The organism is Halomonas sp. THAF12 (genome assembly GCF_009363675.1).
GTDB classification, from domain to species: Bacteria; Pseudomonadota; Gammaproteobacteria; order Pseudomonadales; family Halomonadaceae; genus Halomonas; species Halomonas smyrnensis.
The window spans coordinates 437,742-454,135 of record NZ_CP045399.1; the positions used below are offsets into that span (position 1 = coordinate 437,742).

Here is a 16,394-nt window from a genome sequence, read left to right on the forward strand (position 1 = left end):
GCCGGACGACGGCTCGGGGCGTTTTCATGTGGCTCGATAAGGGGGCTGACTCAGGGCTGTCCGCAGTTCGGCGCCCGCCCGGCCTGCCGATAGCGCTGCAGCGCCTCGTCCATGCCGGACTCGAGCCCCGAGATGCGGTTGCCGTGGCTGGGGTGGGTGGACATCCACTCCGGCGGCTGGCCGCCGCCGGCGTTGGCCATGTTCTGCCACAGCGCGACGCTGGCCCGCGGGTCGAAGCCGGCATCGGCCATCAGCTTCAGGCCGATGGTGTCGGCCTCGCTCTCGTGGCTGCGCGAGAAGGGCAGCAGGATGCCGTACTGGGCGCCCATGCCCAGCGCCGCCATCACCTGCTCACCCCCGGCGCCTTCCAGGCCGGCGGCCGAGGACAGCACCGAGAGGCCGAGGTTGGTGGCGCTCTGGGTCGAGGCGCGCTCGTTGGCGTGGTGGGCCAGCACGTGGCCGATCTCGTGGCCGATGACCGCGGCCAGCTGGTCCTGATTCTCGGTGATCTCGAGCAGCCCGGTGTTCACGCCCACGTAGCCGCCGGGCAGCGCGAAGGCGTTGGCCGAGTCGTCCTCGAACACCCGCACCTGCCAGTTCTCCTGCTGCAGCTCGGCCGGCAGGGTGGCGACGATCTCCCGGGTGATGCATTGCGCGAGCCGGTAAGGGGCGCCGTCCACGGTGGTACGGTCCTGCTGATACTGGGCGAAGGCCTGGGCGCCCATCTGGTCGAGCTGATCGTCTGACATCAGGGTCAGCTGCGAGCGCCCGGTGGGTGAGGTGGTGCAGGCGGCGAGGGCGACGCTGAGCGTGCCCACGGCGAGACAGTGAATCCAGCGCATCGGAGTCCTCCTGGGGCCGGCCGTGGCAGGGCCACTGGACGGCGAATAAGGGTTCGCCACAAGATACCCCCCACGCCTGCAAGATCAACCACAAAACCTGCAATCATGGAGGACGCTCATGGACGATGAATTGTCGCAGCGCCTGCTGTCGCTGCTGGCTCGCGTCGAGCCCTGGCTGCCGCCGGCCGCCGAGGCGGTCGACTGGACGCGCGACGTGGCCGCGCTGTGGGAGCGCCACGCCCTGGGCGGGCGGCTGGTGCCGGTGCCGCCGCGCGACGCCCTGGCCCTCGACGACCTGCTCGGCATCGAGCGTCAGAAGCGCCAGCTGGTCGACAATACCCGCGCCTTCCTGCGCGGTCATCCGGCCAACCACGCGCTGCTGTGGGGCGCCCGGGGCAGCGGCAAGTCGTCGCTGGTACGGGCGCTGCTCAATGGCCTGGGTGGCGAGGGGCTGCGGCTGGTGCAGGTGGATCGCCACGATCTCGGCGCGCTGCCGTCGCTGGTGGCCCAGCTGCGCCACCTGCCGCACCGCTTCGTGGTCTATTGCGACGATCTCTCCTTCGAGCAGAACGACGACGCCTACAAGGCGCTGAAGAGCGTGCTCGACGGCACCCTGACCGGCCCGCCCGAGAACGTGCTGCTCTACGCCACCTCCAACCGCCGCCACCTGCTGCCGGAGTCGATGGCCGACAACGACGCCACCCGCCTGGTCGGCGAGGAGCTCCACCACGGCGACGCCGTCGAGGAGAAGATCTCGCTGTCCGACCGCTTCGGGCTATGGCTGGCCTTCCATCCGTTCTCCCAGGACGCCTACCTCGAGGCCTGCGAGCACTGGACGCGGCGCCTCGGCGAGGCGGATGACTGGCGCGACGAGGCGCGGGCCGAGGCGGTGCGCTACGCCACCCTGCGCGGCGGACGCAGCGGCCGGGTGGCCTGGCAGTTCGCCTGCCAGTGGATCGGCCGCCAGCGCCTCTACGATCAGGGTTCCGATAACCAAGGCTGATCGCCCGGCGTGATCGCCAGCTCGCTGCCCTGCGGCAGGTCGCCGGTGCGGGCCATCTGCCGGGCCAGGTCGAGCAGCGGCGACCGCCTCGGGGGGACAGACGCAGACCGCCGGCCCGAGGGCCGGCGGTCTGCGCTATCGGCGAGATTCGTCCGCGCGTCGAGCGTCGACGGATGGCGACACCTCAGCGACGACCGCGGCGCGATTCCTTGGTGCGGTCGAGCTCGCGCTTCTTGGCCTTCTCGCGGTCGCTGGCGCCGGCCATGTGGTCGTAGGGGTTCTTGCCCGAGCGGAACTCGAAGCGCATCGGCGTGCCGCGGACCTTGAGCACCTTGCGGAAGGTGTTGGTCAGGTAGCGCTTGTAGGCCTCGGACAGCGATTCGGTCTGGTTGCCGTGCACGACGATGATCGGCGGGTTGCTGCCGCCCTGGTGGGCCATGCGCAGCTTGATGCGGCGGCCATGGATCATCGGCGCCGGATGCTGCTCCACGGCGTCGTGCAGGATGTTGGTCAGGCGGTTGGTCGACCAGTGGCTGTTGGCCGAGGCGAAGGCGCGCTCGATGGACGGGTAGAGATCGCCCACCGCGGTGCCGTGCAGTGCCGAGATGAAGTGCAGGTCGGCGTAGTCGGCGAAGCCCAGGCGGCGCTTGATCTGGGCGCGCATCTTGTCCTTGGCCTCGCTCTCCAGGCCGTCCCACTTGTTGACCGCCAGCACCAGGGCGCGGCCGCTGGTCAGCACGTAGTCGAGCAGGTGCAGGTCCTGTTCCACCAGGCCCGAACGGGCGTCGAGCACCATGATGGCGACATGGCACTCCTTGATCGCCTCGAGGGTCTTGATGATCGAGAACTTCTCGGCGGTCTGGCTGACGTTCTTGCGCCGCCGCACGCCGGCGGTGTCGACCAGCACGTAGGGCTCGCCGCGCCGCTCGAAGGGAATCTCGATGGCGTCGCGGGTGGTGCCGGCCTCGTCGAAGACCACCACCCGCTCCTCGCCAAGCAGGCGATTGACCAGCGTCGACTTGCCGACGTTGGGGCGGCCGATCACGCCGATGCGAATGCCCTTGGTGCCGGTGTCGAGCGGGATGTCGGCGTCGCGCTCGGGGAAGGGCGTGAGCACCTCGTCGATCAGCGCGGTGACGTTGCGGCCGTGGGCGGCGGCGATCGGATGCGGATCGCCGAGGCCGAGCTGCCAGAAGTCCGCCATGGCGGAGTGCTCTTCCAGGCCGTCGGTCTTGTTGACCACCAGCCAGGTCTTCTTCTGGTTGATGCGCAGGTGGTTGGCGATGGCTTCATCGGCCACGTTCAACCCGCTGCGGCCGTCGACCAGGAACAGCACGATGTCGGCCTCGTCGATGGCCTGCAGCGACTGCTCGGCCATGGCCGCGTCGATGCCTTCCTCGTCGCCGCTGATGCCGCCGGTGTCGATCACCGTATAGGCCTTGCCGCCGAGCGCGCCGTTGCCGTACTTGCGATCCCGGGTCAGGCCCGGGAAGTCGGCCACCAGGGCGTCGCGGGTGCGCGTCAGGCGGTTGAAGAGGGTCGACTTGCCCACATTGGGGCGGCCGACCAGTGCGATCACGGGATTCATGGTTGCAGTTCCAGGGCCTCGAGGCTGCCGTCGTCGGCCAGGGCGTAGATGCGCTTGCCGTCGGTGAGCGGGGCCACGCTGATGGCGTCGTCGATCTCGGTGCGACCGACCAGGCCGCCTTCGCGGGCGTCGATCAGGTGAAGGTAGCCCTCGAAGTCGCCGACCACCAGGCGGCCGTCGGCGAAGGCGGGGTCGGTCAGCTCGCGGCCCTCGAGCTCGTCGAGCCGCCACAGGGTCTCGCCGCTGGCGGCGTTGAGCGCGATCACGTGACTGGCCTCGTCGACCACGAACAGGAAGTCGCCGACCATGACCGGGCTGCGATAGCTGGAGATGTCGCGGGCCCAGAGGATCTCGCCGGTGGTGGCCTGCAGGGCCGCCAGGCGGCCGTTGTAGCTGGTCACGAACAGCCGGCCGTCCTGGGTCAGCAGCGGCTGGCCGGCCAGGTCGACCAGGCGCTCGATCTCGCTGCGGCCCTCGGGCACGGCGATGCGGCGCTGCCACAGCGGCTGGCCGCCGCGGTTGTCTAGGGTGACCAGGCGGCCGTTGGCCAGGCCGGCGAAGGTCACCTGGTCGATCACCCGCGGGGTGCCGGTGTTGCGCAGGGTGAGGGCGGGGCGGCTGCCGCTGTAGACCCAGCGCTCGGCGCCGCTTTCGCGGTCCAGGGCGGTCACGCTGCCGTCCACGGCCTGCACCACCAGCAGCTGGCGGTTGGCCTGGGGCGCGGCCAGCACCTCGCTGTTGACGCGGGTGCGCCACAGCACCTCGCCGTCGGACTGGTCGAGGGCCAGCACCTCGCCGTTGCGGGTGCCGAGATAGACCTGGCCGGCCACGGCGGTGAGGCCGCTGGAGGCGGCGGCATCGAGCTCGATGCGCCAGCGCGGCTCGCCGCTGTCGGCGTCGATGGCCTCGACCAGGCCACTCTGGTCGGCGGCGAACAGCAGGTCGCCGTCCCGGGTCGGGGCCAGCGGATAGCCGCCCTGACCGATGCCGTCGCCGACCTGTCCTTCCCACAGGGTCTCGACGCTGGTGGTGCCCGCGGTGTCGCCGAGCTCCTTGGGCGGATACTCGGGCTCCACCTGGCCGGCGCAGCCGGTCAGCAGGCCGAGCGCGGCGGTGGCGGCGATGGCGAGTGTGGTCTTGCTCATGAGGTCTCCTCGACGCCCAGATCGTCCAGTTTGAGTTGCACGCCGTAGAGCGGCTGGTCGCCGGTCTCGGAGAGGCTCAGGGCTTCCTGCCAGGCCTCGCGGGCGGCGTCGCGGTCGCCGAGCGCCAGATGGGCGTCGCCGCGGATATCGGCGCGCTGGGCGGCCAGCGGGGTCGGCAGGTCGCCGTCGAGGGTCGCCAGCGCCGCCTCGGCGTCGTCGCCGGCCAGCTGCAGGCGCGCCAGGCGCAACCGCGCCACGCCCTGCAGGTAGGGGCGGTCGCCCTCGGCGACCAGCGCCTCCAGGGTGGCTTCGGCGGCGTCCAGCTCGCCGGCGCCCACGGCCACGCGGGCGTCCATCAGGCGCGCCAGGTCGGCGTAGAGGCTGTCGCCGTGATCCTCGACCAGGCTCGTCGTCAGCTCGTCGATGCGCTGGCGGGCGCCGTCGTCCAGGCTGTCCTGGCTGCTCAGGGTCAGCACCTGCTGGTAGGTGGCCGAGGCCGCCTCGGCCTGGCCGGTCTGGTAGTCCTGCCAGGCGTTCCAGCCGAAGACCCCGGCGGCGGCGATCGCCGCGCCGGCGATCAGCGAGGTGCCGTTCTCCTTCCACCAGCGCTTGATCGCTTCGACCTGTTCTTCTTCCGTTCTCATCTCCGCCACGGGCGGTCTCCTTGTCGGTTCCAGAGCGTCAGGCGTCGCCTGCCAGCAGGGAGGCGAGGGTATCGGCGAGGGCGTCCTGGTCGAGGCGCTGCTGTTCGCGGTCCTCGCGCAGGAACTTCAGCGTCACGGCGTTCTCGGCCAGCTCGTCCTCGCCCAGCAGCAGGGCCAGGCGGGCGCCGCTCTTGTCGGCCTTCTTGATGCGGCTCTTGAAGCTGCCGCCGCCGCAGTGCAGCTGCACGCCGAGCTCGGGCCGCGCCTCGCGCAGGCGCTCGCCCAGCAGCAGGGCGGCCGACTCGGTGGCGTCGCTCATCGGCAGCAGGTAGACGTCCAGGTCGCCGCGGGCCTCGTCGGGCACGAGGTCCAGGGTGTCGAGCAGCAGGATCAGGCGCTCGATGCCCATGGCGAAGCCGACCGCCGGCACGGCCTTGCCGCCGAGCTGCTCGACCAGGCCGTCGTAGCGGCCGCCGGCGCACACCGTGCCCTGGCTGCCCAGCGCGGTGGTGGTCCACTCGAAGACGGTGCGCGAGTAGTAGTCCAGGCCGCGGACCAGCCGCGGGTTGACCACATAGGCGATGCCGGCGGCGTCGAGCATGGCGGTCAGGCGCTCGAAGTGCCGCTTCGATTCCTCGTCCAGGTGGTCCATCAGCCGCGGCGCGTCGGCCAACATCGGGGCCATGTCCGGGTTCTTGGAGTCGAGGATGCGCAGCGGGTTGGTCTCGAGCCGGCGGCGGGAGTCCTCGTCGAGCACGTCCAGGTGCTGCTGGAAGTAGGCCACCAGGGTGTCGCGGTAGGCGGCGCGCGCCTCCGGCGAGCCCAGGGAATTGAGCTCCAGGGTGACGTGCTCGAACAGGCCGAGCTGCTTCCACAGCCGCGCCGAGAGCAGGATCAGCTCGGCGTCGATGTCCGGGCCCTCGAGGCCGAAGGTCTCCACGCCGACCTGATGGAACTGCCGGTAGCGGCCCTTCTGCGGGCGCTCGTGGCGGAACATCGGGCCCTGGTACCACAGCCGCTGGGTCTGGTTGTGCAGCAGGCCATGCTCCATGGCGGCGCGCACGCAGCTCGCGGTGCCCTCGGGACGCAGCGTCAGGCTGTCGCCGTTGCGGTCCTCGAAGGTGTACATCTCCTTCTCGACGATGTCGGTGACCTCGCCGATGGAGCGCTTGAACAGCGCGGTCTGCTCGACGATGGGGGTGCGGATCTCGTCATAGCCGTAGCGGCTCATGAGGGTGCGCACCTGGCCCTCGAAGTACTGCCACAGCGGGGACTGCTCCGGCAGCAGGTCGTTCATGCCACGAATGGCCTGGATCTTCTTGCTCAATGCTGGCTCCTTGTCGGTACGCCTCAGGCGTCCCGGGCGATGACATCCTGCTCGGCTTGCTCTTTCTCGCGGACCTTGTCGCGGATCATCCGCTCGAGGTCGTCGACCAGGTGGTCGTTGCGCAGCTTGCTGGCGGGCTTGCCGTCGATGTAGACGAGGTTGGCGGGGCTGCCGCCGGTCAGGCCGATGTCGCTTTCCTTGGCCTCGCCCGGGCCGTTGACGACGCAGCCGATGACCGAGACGTCGAGCGGCGTGAGCACGTCGTCGAGGCGTTCCTCGAGTTCGTTCATGGTGCCGATGACGTCGAAGTTCTGGCGCGAGCAGCTCGGGCAGGCGACGAAGTTGATGCCCTTGGCCCGCAGGCGCAGGCTCTTGAGCATGTCGAAGCCGACTTTGATCTCCTCGACCGGATCGGCCGCCAGCGACACGCGGATGGTGTCGCCGATGCCGTCCATCAGCAGCATGCCGAGGCCGATGGACGACTTGACGGTGCCCGAGCGCAGCCCCCCGGCCTCGGTGATGCCGAGGTGCAGCGGCTGCTCGATGCGGGTGGCGAGATCGCGGTAGGCGGCCACGGCCATGAACACGTCGGAGGCCTTGACGCTGACCTTGAAGTCGGGGAAATCGAGGCGCTCGAGGTGGTCGATGTGGCGCATCGCGGACTCGACCAGCGCTTCCGGGGTCGGCTCGCCGTACTTCTTCTGCAGGTCCTTCTCCAGCGAACCGGCGTTGACGCCGATGCGGATCGGGATGCCGTTGTCGCGGGCGGCGCTGACCACGGCCTGGACGCGGTCCTCGCGGCCGATGTTGCCGGGGTTGATGCGCAGGCAGTCGACGCCGAGCTCGGCGACGCGCAGGGCGATGCGGTAGTCGAAGTGGATATCCGCGACCAGCGGGACGTCGACCTCGCGCTTGATGCGGCCGAAGGCCTCGGCGGCGTCCATGGTCGGCACCGAGACGCGCACGATGTCGGCGCCGGCCGTTTCCAGCTGGCGGATCTGCGCCACGGTGGCCGCCACGTCGAGCGTGTCGGTGTTGGTCATGCTCTGGACGGAGATGGGGGCGCCGCCGCCGACCGGCACCTTGCCGACATGGATGCGGCGTGACTGGCGACGGGTAATGGGCGATGTAGCGTGCATGGTCGGACTCATTCTCCCAGAGTGAAACGGGCGACGTTGTTGGCGCCGGTGCGCGTGGTCAGATCCACGGGCTCGCCGCGCCAGCTCAGCTCGACGCCGGTGGCGTTGCCGACGGTCAGGCGGAAGGGCGGTTCGCCCTCGACGGTGGCCGAGGTGCCGGGCTGCTGGAGGCCGACGAAGACGCGCGCGTCGGTGGCGTCGAAGATCTCGGTCCAGGACTGCTCGTTGAAGGTCAGCTCCAGCACCCCCGGGTCTGTGGACGGCTCGGCGGCCGGCTCGGCGGCGGTCTCGCTGCCGTCGTCGGCGTCGCTGCTGTCGTCGGCCGCGACATCGGTGTCGGCGTCGGCGGTGGCCGGCTCGTCGCCGTCGCCGTCGGCGGCGGACTCGCCCGCGCTGTCGGTGGCGTCGGTGCCGGCGTCGGCCTCCTCGGCGCGGGTGGTGGCGACCTCCTGGGTCCAGTCGCCGGTGCGCTCGTCGAGCTCGTCGAGCTCGTCGCCGGGGGCGTCGCCGCCCTCGGTGATGGTGGTGCCGTCGAGGCTGTCCACCGCCACCGGGGCGTTGTCGCCCGGCGTGGGCGGCTCGCTGCCGCCGCGGCTCTGCCACCACATCAGGGTCAGGCCGACCATGCCGGCGATCACCAGCAGGGTGGCCAGCCGGAACAGCCAGGCGCCGAGCTTAGAGGGCGGCTTGTTGACCACGTGCACGGGGGTGACCTTGCTCTCCTGCTCCTCGCCGCCGCTGCGGGCCCGGTAGGCGGCCAGCACCGGCGCGGGGTCGATGCCCAGCAGGTTGGCGTAGCTGCGCAGGTAGCCACGACGATAGGTGGCGATCGGCACCTCTTCGTAGTCGTCGCGTTCCAGGCCGTCGATCACGGCCGGACGCAGATTCAGGGCCTCGGCGACCTCATCGCGCGACAGCGCCATGGCTTCGCGCTGGCGGCGCAGCAGCTCGCCGGGCGAGGCGGCAACGTCGGGCTCCGAATAAGGGGTGTCGCTCATGGCGTAGCATCCTTCATGGGAAAACGGGGTCAGGGTGCGTCACCGGATACCGCCGACCGCCCGCCACGCGCGCCCGCCAGGTCCGCCGACAGCTGCCGCGTCGCCGGCGAGGGGCCGGCCAGGCGCAGGTAGCTCTCGAGCTGCTGCTCGGCGATCGCGTAGCGGCCCTGGTCGACTTCGAGCTGGGCGAGGCGAAGATAGCTGTCCGCGCGCCGCGGATCGATGCTCTGGGCCCGCTGCAGGCTGCGGCGGGCGGCCTCGACGTCGCCGAGCCGTCGCTGGCACTGGCCAAGGTTGGTGAACAGCTGGGCGCGATTGGCGTACTGGGTATCGGCGGCGGCCTGCTCGAGCTGGTGGCAGGCCTCGCGGATGCGCCCCTGATCATACAGGAAGGCGGCATAGTTGTTGCGCGCCCGTGTCAGGTCGGGGTCGGCGTCGAGCGCCCGCCGGAAGGTCTCGTCGGCGAGCGCGTCCTCGCCCTGGCGCTGGTAGACGATGGCCATGGCCTGCAGCGCCTCGGGGGCATCGGCATCGATCTCCAGGGCGCGGTCCAGGGCCGACAGCGCGCGAGGCAGGTTGTTGCGCTCCAGGTAGGCGGTGCCGAGCCGGGTATAGGCGGCGACGGGATCGCCGCTCTCGGCCGCGGGCGTGGTCGCGCCGGGCTGGGTGGCACAGCCGGTCAGCCAGAGGGCGCTCGCCAGGACGACGGTGACGGATAACTGTCGGAAACCGGGCGGGCGGCGTGTCATGGCATCCTCGCTGGGCGGCGGCACGGGCCTGTCGGCCGTTGGTGAAAAAGGCCCGACCATCAAAGCGTCGTGCCCGGTTGAAGTCAAGGCGCTCCCGGAGCTCAGTCGGCGTCGATCTGGATCGACTGGATGTAGCGCGCGTGGCGCTTGGTGCGATCCTTGACCCGGCCCACCAGCTGGCCGCAGGCGGCGTCGATGTCATCGCCGCGGGTGGAGCGGACCGGGGCGGTGTAGCCCAGGTCGGCCAGCCACTGCTGGAAACGCATGGTCTGGTTGCGCGACGGCTTCTCGTAGCCCGAGTGCGGGAACGGATTGAACGGGATCAGGTTGATCTTGCACGGCAGCTCCTTGAGCAGCTCGGCGAGCTCCCGGGCGTGCTGCTGCTGATCGTTGACGTCCTTGATCAGGGTGTACTCGATGGTCACCACGCGGGTGTCGTCGCACTTGCCCAGGTAGCGCTGGCAGGCGTCGAGCAGGGTGCGGATGTCGTACTTGCGGTTGAGCGGCACCAGCTCGTTGCGCAGCTCGTCGTTGGCGGCGTGCAGCGAGATGGCCAGGCTCACGTCGAGCTCGTCGCCGAGGCGGTCGAGCATCGGCACCACGCCCGAGGTGGAGAGCGTGACGCGGCGCTTGGAGAGGCTGTAGCCGTTGTCGTCGAGCATCAGCTTCATGGCCGGCACGACGTTGTCGTAATTCAGTAGCGGTTCGCCCATGCCCATCATCACCACGTTGGTGACCGGACGATTGGCGGTGTCCTTGCGCGGGCCGAAGCTGTTGCTGGCGACCCACACCTGGCCGATGATCTCGGCGGCGGTGAGGTTGCGCTGGAAGCCCTGCTTGCCGGTGGAGCAGAAGCTGCAGTCCAGCGAGCAGCCGACCTGGGACGAGACACACAGGGTGCGGCGCTTGCCGTTCTCGGCGGGGATCAGCACGGTTTCCACGTAGCTGCCGTCCTCCACTTCCAGCACCCACTTGCGGGTGCCATCGCTGGAGGTGCCCTCGTAGACCACGCCGGGGCCGCGGATCTCGGCGACTTCCTCGAGACGCGTGCGCAGCGCCTTGGACAGGTTGGTCATGGACGCGAAGTCGTCGCAGCCCTCGTGGTGAATCCACTTCATCACCTGGGCGGCGCGGAACTTCTTCTCGCCGATGGACAGGAAGAAGGCTTCCATCTCCTCGCGCGTCATGCCGAGCAGATTGGAGCGTTGGGGTGCGGTGGTGTCGGTCATGGGCGGTCAGCGGCGTCGGTGGGGCTGGGTGCGGGGGCCGGAAGAGGCCCCCGCGCGGCAGTGAGGCTGCCCGGGGAAGAGTCGATTCAGGGCGCGGCGGCCATGAGGCCGGCCGGGAACGGCCGGCGTGGGTCATCGAGGCGCGCGCGCCGCGACGAATCGGCTTCCCTTAGCGGGAGCAGATCTCGCTGTCTTCGAAGAAGTACGCGATTTCGCGGGCCGCGGATTCCGGAGAGTCGGAACCGTGGACGGCGTTGGCGTCGATGGACTCGGCGAAGTCGGCGCGGATGGTGCCGGCTTCGGCTTCCTTCGGGTTGGTGGCGCCCATCAGGTCGCGGTTGGCGGCGATGGCGTTCTCGCCTTCCAGCACCTGCACGACGACCGGGCCGGAGGTCATGAAGCCGACCAGGGCGCCGAAGAACGGACGCTCGCTGTGCTCGGCGTAGAAGCCTTCGGCCTGCTCCTGGGACAGCTGCAGCATCTTGGCGGCAACGATCTTCAGGCCGGCCTTCTCGAAGCGGCTCTCGATCTCGCCGATGGCGTTCTTGGCGACGGCATCGGGCTTGATGATGGACAGGGTGCGTTCAGTAGCCATGGGTGCGTTCTCCAGTCTGGGACGTCACGAGCGTTGACGGCCTCGCGCCACCCCGGGAGGGCCGGGGTGGCGCGAGGCCGGAGTAAAGAGTCATCTCGGCGCCGGGCGCCGAATTGGGCGCAGAGTATACCGTCCCCGAGCGGCGATGGACAATCGCGCGGCGGGCTCAGACGCTGAAGCTTTCGCCGCAGCCGCACTCGTCCTTGACGTTGGGATTGTTGAAGCGGAAGTAGCGGTTGAGCCCCTCCGAGACGTAGTCCACCTCGCTGCCGTCGAGCACTTCCAGCGCGTCCGGGGCCACGTAGACCCTCACGCCGTGCTCCTCGACGATGATGTCGTCGCCCGCCGCCTCGTCGGCGAAGTCGAGCACGTAGCTGTAGCCGGAGCAGCCGCTGGGCTTGACCGAGACCCGCAGGCCCAGGCCGTGGCCGCGCTCGTCGAGCACCCGGCGGATCTGGTCGGCGGCGGCGGTGGTGATCGAAAGTGTCGCCATTGTGGTTCTCCTGCGGAATCGGAGGTTCGTCGACGGCAAACCGGCGTGGGCCGTGCCTGCCGTCAGCGGCGCAGCCCGGTCAGGGCGTGGCGCAGGGCCTCCAGGGTGCGGTCGATGTCGGCCTCGGTGGTGAAGCGGCCGAAGCTGAAGCGTAGTGAGGCCAGCGCCAGGCGGCGCGGCACGCCGATGCCCTTCAGGACATAGGACGGCTCGACGCTGGCGGAGTTGCAGGCCGAGCCGGTGGACAGCGCGATCTCGCGCAGCGCCATCAGCAGCGACTCGCCGTCGACGCCCTCGAAGGCCAGGTTGAGGATGTTGGGCACCGCCTGGGCGCTGGCGGTGTTGCGGTGCACGCCCTCGAGGTCCTCGAGCCCGGCCAGGAAGCGGTCGCGCAGGGTGGTGATGCGGGCCTGGTCGTCCTCGCCCTCGCGGCCGGCGATGGCGAAGGCCTCGCCCATGCCGGCGATCTGATGGGTCGGCAGGGTGCCCGAGCGCATGCCGCGCTCGTGGCCGCCGCCGTGGATCAGCGCCTCGAGGCGCAGGTCCGGGTCGCGCTTCACGTAGAGCGCGCCGACCCCCTTGGGGCCGTAGGCCTTGTGCCCGGACAGAGACATCAGGTCGATGCCCTGGGCCGTCACGTCGAGGGCGATGCGGCCGGTGGCCTGGGCGGCATCGGTGTGGAAGACCGCGCCGCCGGCGTGGGCGACCTCGGCCAGCGCGGCGATGTCGTTGAGGGTGCCGAGCTCGTTGTTCACCGCCATCAGCGACACCAGCACGGTGTCCTCGCGCATGGCGCCCCGCAGCGCCTCGGGGGTGATGCGGCCGTCGCGCTCGGGCTCAAGCCAGGTCACCTCGAAGCCTTCCCGCTCGAGCGCATGGGCGGTGTCGACCACGGCCTTGTGCTCGATGGTGGAGGTCACCAGATGACGGCCGCGCTCGCGATTGGCACGCAGGTAGCCGGTCAGCGCCAGGTTGTCGGCCTCGGTGGCGCCGCTGGTCCAGACGATCTCGCGCGGGTCGGCGCCGATCAGGTCGGCGACCTGGCGGCGCGCGCTCTCCACCGCCTGTTCGGCCTGCCAGCCGGGCATGTGGCTGCGCGAAGCCGGGTTGGCGAAGGTGCCTTCCAGGGTCAGATAGCGGCTCATCACCTCGGCGACCCGCGGGTCGACGGGGGTGGTGGCGGCATAATCGAGGTAGACGGATGCGCTCATGGAATCGGACCGGTAAGGGGTTCAGGGCGAGACGGTGGGGATCTGGTCGTCGTCGAGGCGGCGCCGCTGGCGTTCGGCGATGCGCTGGAAGGCCTCGCGACCGGCCAGCTGGCCCAGGGTCACGCCTTCGAGGTAGCCGTGAATCTGGTCGGACAGCTCGTTCCACAGATGGTGGGTCAGGCAGGTGTCGCCCTGCTGACAGTCCGACAGCCCGCCGCAGCGGGTGGCGTCCACCGATTCGTTGACCGCATCGATCACCCGGGCCACCGAGATGGCGTCCGGCGCCAGCGCCAGCAGGTAGCCGCCGCCCGGACCACGCACGCTGTCCACCAGGCCGCCGCGCCGCAGGCGGGCGAACAGCTGCTCGAGATAGGACAGCGAGATTTCCTGGCGACGCGAGATGTCGGCGAGGCTGGTCGGACCCTCGTCGGCGTGCATGGCCAGGTCGAGCATGGCGGTGACGGCGTAGCGTCCCTTGGTGGTCAGGCGCATGGGGGCATTACCTCGGGGCCGGCGCGGCGCTCGGCCAGCCGCGAGGCGGGCCGATTCCGGCGGCGTCGGATCGGGTCAATATTATGGGGAAACCCGAGTATGGCGGTCAACCATTCTGGCGGTGGCGGGCGGCGCGCTCCCGCCGCTCGCCGTCGGCGTCGTCCCGTTCGTCCGCGTCCTTGTCGTCCTGCTGCGGGCCGCAGCAGCTGTCGACGTCGGCGAGGATATTGGCGAAGTCCTCGTCGCGCAGCTCGGGCAGGTGGCTGTCGCGGAAGCCGGCGTCGATGTGGCGCAGGGTGGTGCACATGCGCTCGAGGCGCTCGTCCACCGCGTGCATGTGATCGAGCATGGCCTGCATCGAGCGGGCCACCGGGTCCGGCATGTCCTGGCTGACGCCGTAGGCGTCGAAGCCGAACTTGCGGCGCATGGCCTCGCGGCGCTCGGGATCGACCTCGAGCGGGGTGACGGTGTCGGGCTCGTCGCGCTTGACCACCTTGCCGGGGATGCCGACCACGGTGGCGCCGGTCGGCACCTCCTTGGTGATCACGGCGTTGGAGCCGACCTTGGCCCCGGCGCCGACGGTGAACGGGCCGAGGATCTTGGCCCCGGCGCCGACGATCACGCCGTCCTCCAGGGTCGGGTGGCGCTTGCCCTTGTTCCAGCTGGTGCCGCCCAGGGTCACGCCCTGGTAGAGGGTGACGTCGTCGCCGACCTCGGCGGTCTCGCCGATCACCACGCCCATGCCGTGGTCGATGAAGAAGCGCCGGCCGATGGTCGCCCCGGGGTGGATCTCGATGCCGGTGAACCAGCGCGCCAGGCTCGACAGGGTGCGCGCCAGCCACTTGAGGTTCTTCTGCCACAGCCGGTGGCTGAGCCGATGGACGAGCAGGGCGTGCAGTCCGGGATAGTTGGTGAGCACTTCCAGGAAGTTGCGCGCCGCCGGGTCACGGTCGAATACGCTGTTGATGTCTTCGCGCAGACGTTGAAACATGCGGCGGTCCTTGGTTGAAGAGCCAGGCGTTGCGGGGCAAGCGGCCGAACGGGAGCGGTAACCTGTTAATAGTGGGGGTGCGGCGGGCCGGCTTCAAGCCGTGGCCCGCCGCGCCCCGGCATCGCGTCAGTCGCCCTCGGGCCCGCGCGAGGCGCGCTCGCCGGTGGCCGGCTGCTCCGGCCGGGCGAGCTTCTCGGTGTTCGAGAGGATGCCGCGCAGGATGTTGAGCTCCATGCGCTCCGGGCGAGCGCGCAGCGTGAAGCGACGCAGCCGCGCCATCAGCTGGCGGGGCTGGGCCGGGTCATGGAAGCCGATCGCGATCAGGGTGCGCTCGAGGTGCGTGAAGTAGTGCTCCAGCTCCTCGTGGCTGGCCAGCGGCTGGGCGTCGTCCTTCTCCGCCGGCGCCTCGCCGTGTGCCATCCACGCCAGCCGGCACTCGTAGGCCAGCACCTGCACCGCCGCGGCCAGGTTCAGCGAGCTGAAGTCCGGGTTGGTGGGGATGTGCACGTGGGCGTGGCAGCGCTGCAGCTCGGCGTTGGTCAGGCCGCTGTCCTCGCGACCGAAGACCAGCGCCACGCGGCCGTCCGCGGCGGCCAGCTCCTCGGGCAGCCGCTCGCCCAGCGCGCGGGGCGTGATCATCGGCCAGGGGAGGGTGCGCGAGCGGGCGCTGGCACCGACCACCAGGGTGCAGTCGGCGACCGCCTCCTCCAGGGTCTCCACGGTGCGGGCGGCGTGGACCAGCGCATCGGCGCCGGAGGCGCGGGAGACGGTATCGGCGGTGAGCGGCTCGCAGCGCGGCGCCACCAGGGCCAGGTCCGCCAGGCCCATGTTGTGCATGGCGCGGGCGGTGCCGCCGATGTTGCCGGGATGGCTGGTGCCGATCAGGACGATGCGGATGCGCTCGAGCATGGGGAGAGCCTGCCTGGTATTGCGTCGATGGTGGAGGAGCGAGAGTCTAGCATGGCGCGGCTTTGCGTGGCGCGGCACCCGTGCTTCTGCTAGGATGCGCGCCGATCTCCGTTCTTTAACACCACCGACTCCCCAAGGCCCGATCATGCATCCGATGGTCCAGTACGCCCTGCGTGCCGCACGCAGCGCCGGCGAACAGTTTCTGCGTATCCGTGAGCGTATCGAGAACGCCCACGAAGAACACAATCTCGACAAGCTGCTCGAGGACACCGCCCGCAACGCCGAGGCGCTGATCACCCGCCAGCTCTCCCGTGGCTACCCCCAGCACGGCGTCGTCGGCCGCTACACGCCGCACCGCGCCGGCGAAGGCGAGGGCGCCGACGTGCTGTGGCGCATCGAACCCTTCCACGGCTATTCCAACCTGGCCGTCGCCGCGCCGAGCTTCGCGCTGTCGCTGGTGTGCCTGGTCAAGGGCCGCCCGGAGCATGCGGTGGTGATCTGCCCCTTCAGCGATGACGAGTACCTGGCCAGCCGCGGCCGCGGTGCCCAGCTCAACGGCAAGCGCCTGCGCGTCTCCAAGGCCACCGCGATTCCCGGCTCCCGCATCGCCATGAGCCTGCCGGAGAGCTGGGTCCGCGAGCGCCAGCTGCCTTCCTACCTGACCGTCACCCAGCAGCTGGCGCCGCAGGTGGACCTGATGCGCGCCTCCGGCTGCGGCCTGCTGGATCTCGCCGAGCTGGCCGCCGGCCGCGTCGACGCCGCCTTCGTGATGGGCATCGACGAGCAGGACCTGCTGGTCGGCTCGCTGCTGCTCAAGGAGACCGGTGCCCTGCAGGGCACGCCGGACGGCCAGCCCTCGGTGACCACCGACGGTCAGCTGATGGCCGCCGGGCCGCGGATGTTCAAGGCTCTGTTGAAGCAGCTCAAGCCGCACTTCTGAGCCTCGGCGCCTGACGACGTCGGCGGATATCGAGACGCCCCCGCGGCCTTGCCGCGGGGGCGTCTCGCGTTTCCGGGCAACAGCGACAGAAGTATGACG

The 16,394-nt window shown here is 70.2% G+C and carries 17 protein-coding genes; 2 read left to right on the plus strand and 15 right to left on the minus strand.

From position 1 onward, the window contains the following. Nucleotides 1-50 precede the first annotated feature (50 nt). Complete coding sequence (locus tag FIU88_RS01985; protein ID WP_016855174.1) at nucleotides 51-842, minus strand: M48 family metallopeptidase; 792 nt, start codon at nucleotides 840-842, stop codon at nucleotides 51-53. Between the two features lie 118 nt (nucleotides 843-960). Here FIU88_RS01985 and FIU88_RS01990 point away from each other — a divergent pair, with 118 nt between their 5' ends. Next, entirely contained in the window at nucleotides 961-1,845 is an 885-nt protein-coding gene (locus tag FIU88_RS01990; protein ID WP_152477987.1) for an ATP-binding protein, read from the plus strand. A gap of 184 nt (nucleotides 1,846-2,029) precedes the next feature. Here the strand turns inward: FIU88_RS01990 and der are convergent, their stop codons facing one another. The 14 genes from der to trmJ form a co-directional block, all read right to left on the minus strand. After that, nucleotides 2,030-3,433 (minus strand): ribosome biogenesis GTPase Der, encoded by a 1,404-nt coding sequence (der, locus tag FIU88_RS01995; RefSeq protein WP_016855172.1) that lies wholly within the window; start codon nucleotides 3,431-3,433, stop codon nucleotides 2,030-2,032. After that, nucleotides 3,430-4,578 (minus strand): outer membrane protein assembly factor BamB, encoded by a 1,149-nt coding sequence (bamB, locus tag FIU88_RS02000; protein ID WP_016855171.1) that lies wholly within the window; start codon nucleotides 4,576-4,578, stop codon nucleotides 3,430-3,432. The genes der and bamB overlap by 4 nt, the downstream gene beginning before the upstream one ends. Continuing rightward, entirely contained in the window at nucleotides 4,575-5,222 is a 648-nt protein-coding gene (locus FIU88_RS02005; RefSeq protein WP_337587460.1) for a tetratricopeptide repeat protein, read from the minus strand. Before FIU88_RS02005 ends, bamB begins: the two co-directional genes overlap by 4 nt. A gap of 37 nt (nucleotides 5,223-5,259) precedes the next feature. Then, nucleotides 5,260-6,549, minus strand: a complete 1,290-nt coding sequence (gene hisS / locus FIU88_RS02010; RefSeq protein ID WP_016855169.1) for a histidine--tRNA ligase — start codon at nucleotides 6,547-6,549, stop codon at nucleotides 5,260-5,262. Between the two features lie 23 nt (nucleotides 6,550-6,572). Beyond that, nucleotides 6,573-7,688, minus strand: coding sequence for a flavodoxin-dependent (E)-4-hydroxy-3-methylbut-2-enyl-diphosphate synthase (ispG, locus tag FIU88_RS02015; protein WP_152477988.1), 1,116 nt, complete (start codon nucleotides 7,686-7,688; stop codon nucleotides 6,573-6,575). Nucleotides 7,689-7,696: 8 nt separating this feature from the next. Next, nucleotides 7,697-8,686 (minus strand): RodZ domain-containing protein, encoded by a 990-nt coding sequence (locus FIU88_RS02020; protein ID WP_152477989.1) that lies wholly within the window; start codon nucleotides 8,684-8,686, stop codon nucleotides 7,697-7,699. Nucleotides 8,687-8,715: 29 nt separating this feature from the next. Then, complete coding sequence (gene pilW / locus FIU88_RS02025) at nucleotides 8,716-9,435, minus strand: type IV pilus biogenesis/stability protein PilW (protein ID WP_016855166.1); 720 nt, start codon at nucleotides 9,433-9,435, stop codon at nucleotides 8,716-8,718. 101 nt (nucleotides 9,436-9,536) lie between these two features. Further along, nucleotides 9,537-10,664, minus strand: coding sequence for a 23S rRNA (adenine(2503)-C(2))-methyltransferase RlmN (gene rlmN, locus FIU88_RS02030; protein WP_016855165.1), 1,128 nt, complete (start codon nucleotides 10,662-10,664; stop codon nucleotides 9,537-9,539). A 169-nt stretch (nucleotides 10,665-10,833) separates the two neighbouring features. After that, nucleotides 10,834-11,259, minus strand: a complete 426-nt coding sequence (gene ndk, locus FIU88_RS02035) for a nucleoside-diphosphate kinase (protein WP_035593920.1) — start codon at nucleotides 11,257-11,259, stop codon at nucleotides 10,834-10,836. A gap of 166 nt (nucleotides 11,260-11,425) precedes the next feature. After that, complete coding sequence (locus tag FIU88_RS02040; RefSeq protein ID WP_016855163.1) at nucleotides 11,426-11,752, minus strand: iron-sulfur cluster assembly accessory protein; 327 nt, start codon at nucleotides 11,750-11,752, stop codon at nucleotides 11,426-11,428. Between the two features lie 62 nt (nucleotides 11,753-11,814). Then, nucleotides 11,815-12,963: an aminotransferase class V-fold PLP-dependent enzyme gene (locus tag FIU88_RS02045; protein WP_152477990.1), complete on the minus strand. Its 1,149-nt coding sequence runs from the start codon at nucleotides 12,961-12,963 to the stop codon at nucleotides 11,815-11,817. A 21-nt stretch (nucleotides 12,964-12,984) separates the two neighbouring features. After that, entirely contained in the window at nucleotides 12,985-13,455 is a 471-nt protein-coding gene (locus FIU88_RS02050) for an Rrf2 family transcriptional regulator (RefSeq protein ID WP_016855161.1), read from the minus strand. A gap of 106 nt (nucleotides 13,456-13,561) precedes the next feature. After that, nucleotides 13,562-14,446: a serine O-acetyltransferase gene (gene cysE / locus FIU88_RS02055; protein WP_016855160.1), complete on the minus strand. Its 885-nt coding sequence runs from the start codon at nucleotides 14,444-14,446 to the stop codon at nucleotides 13,562-13,564. 126 nt (nucleotides 14,447-14,572) lie between these two features. Beyond that, complete coding sequence (gene trmJ / locus FIU88_RS02060) at nucleotides 14,573-15,355, minus strand: tRNA (cytosine(32)/uridine(32)-2'-O)-methyltransferase TrmJ (protein WP_152477991.1); 783 nt, start codon at nucleotides 15,353-15,355, stop codon at nucleotides 14,573-14,575. A gap of 145 nt (nucleotides 15,356-15,500) precedes the next feature. Here trmJ and FIU88_RS02065 point away from each other — a divergent pair, with 145 nt between their 5' ends. Then, nucleotides 15,501-16,295 (plus strand): inositol monophosphatase family protein, encoded by a 795-nt coding sequence (locus tag FIU88_RS02065; protein ID WP_152477992.1) that lies wholly within the window; start codon nucleotides 15,501-15,503, stop codon nucleotides 16,293-16,295. Nucleotides 16,296-16,394 lie beyond the last annotated feature (99 nt).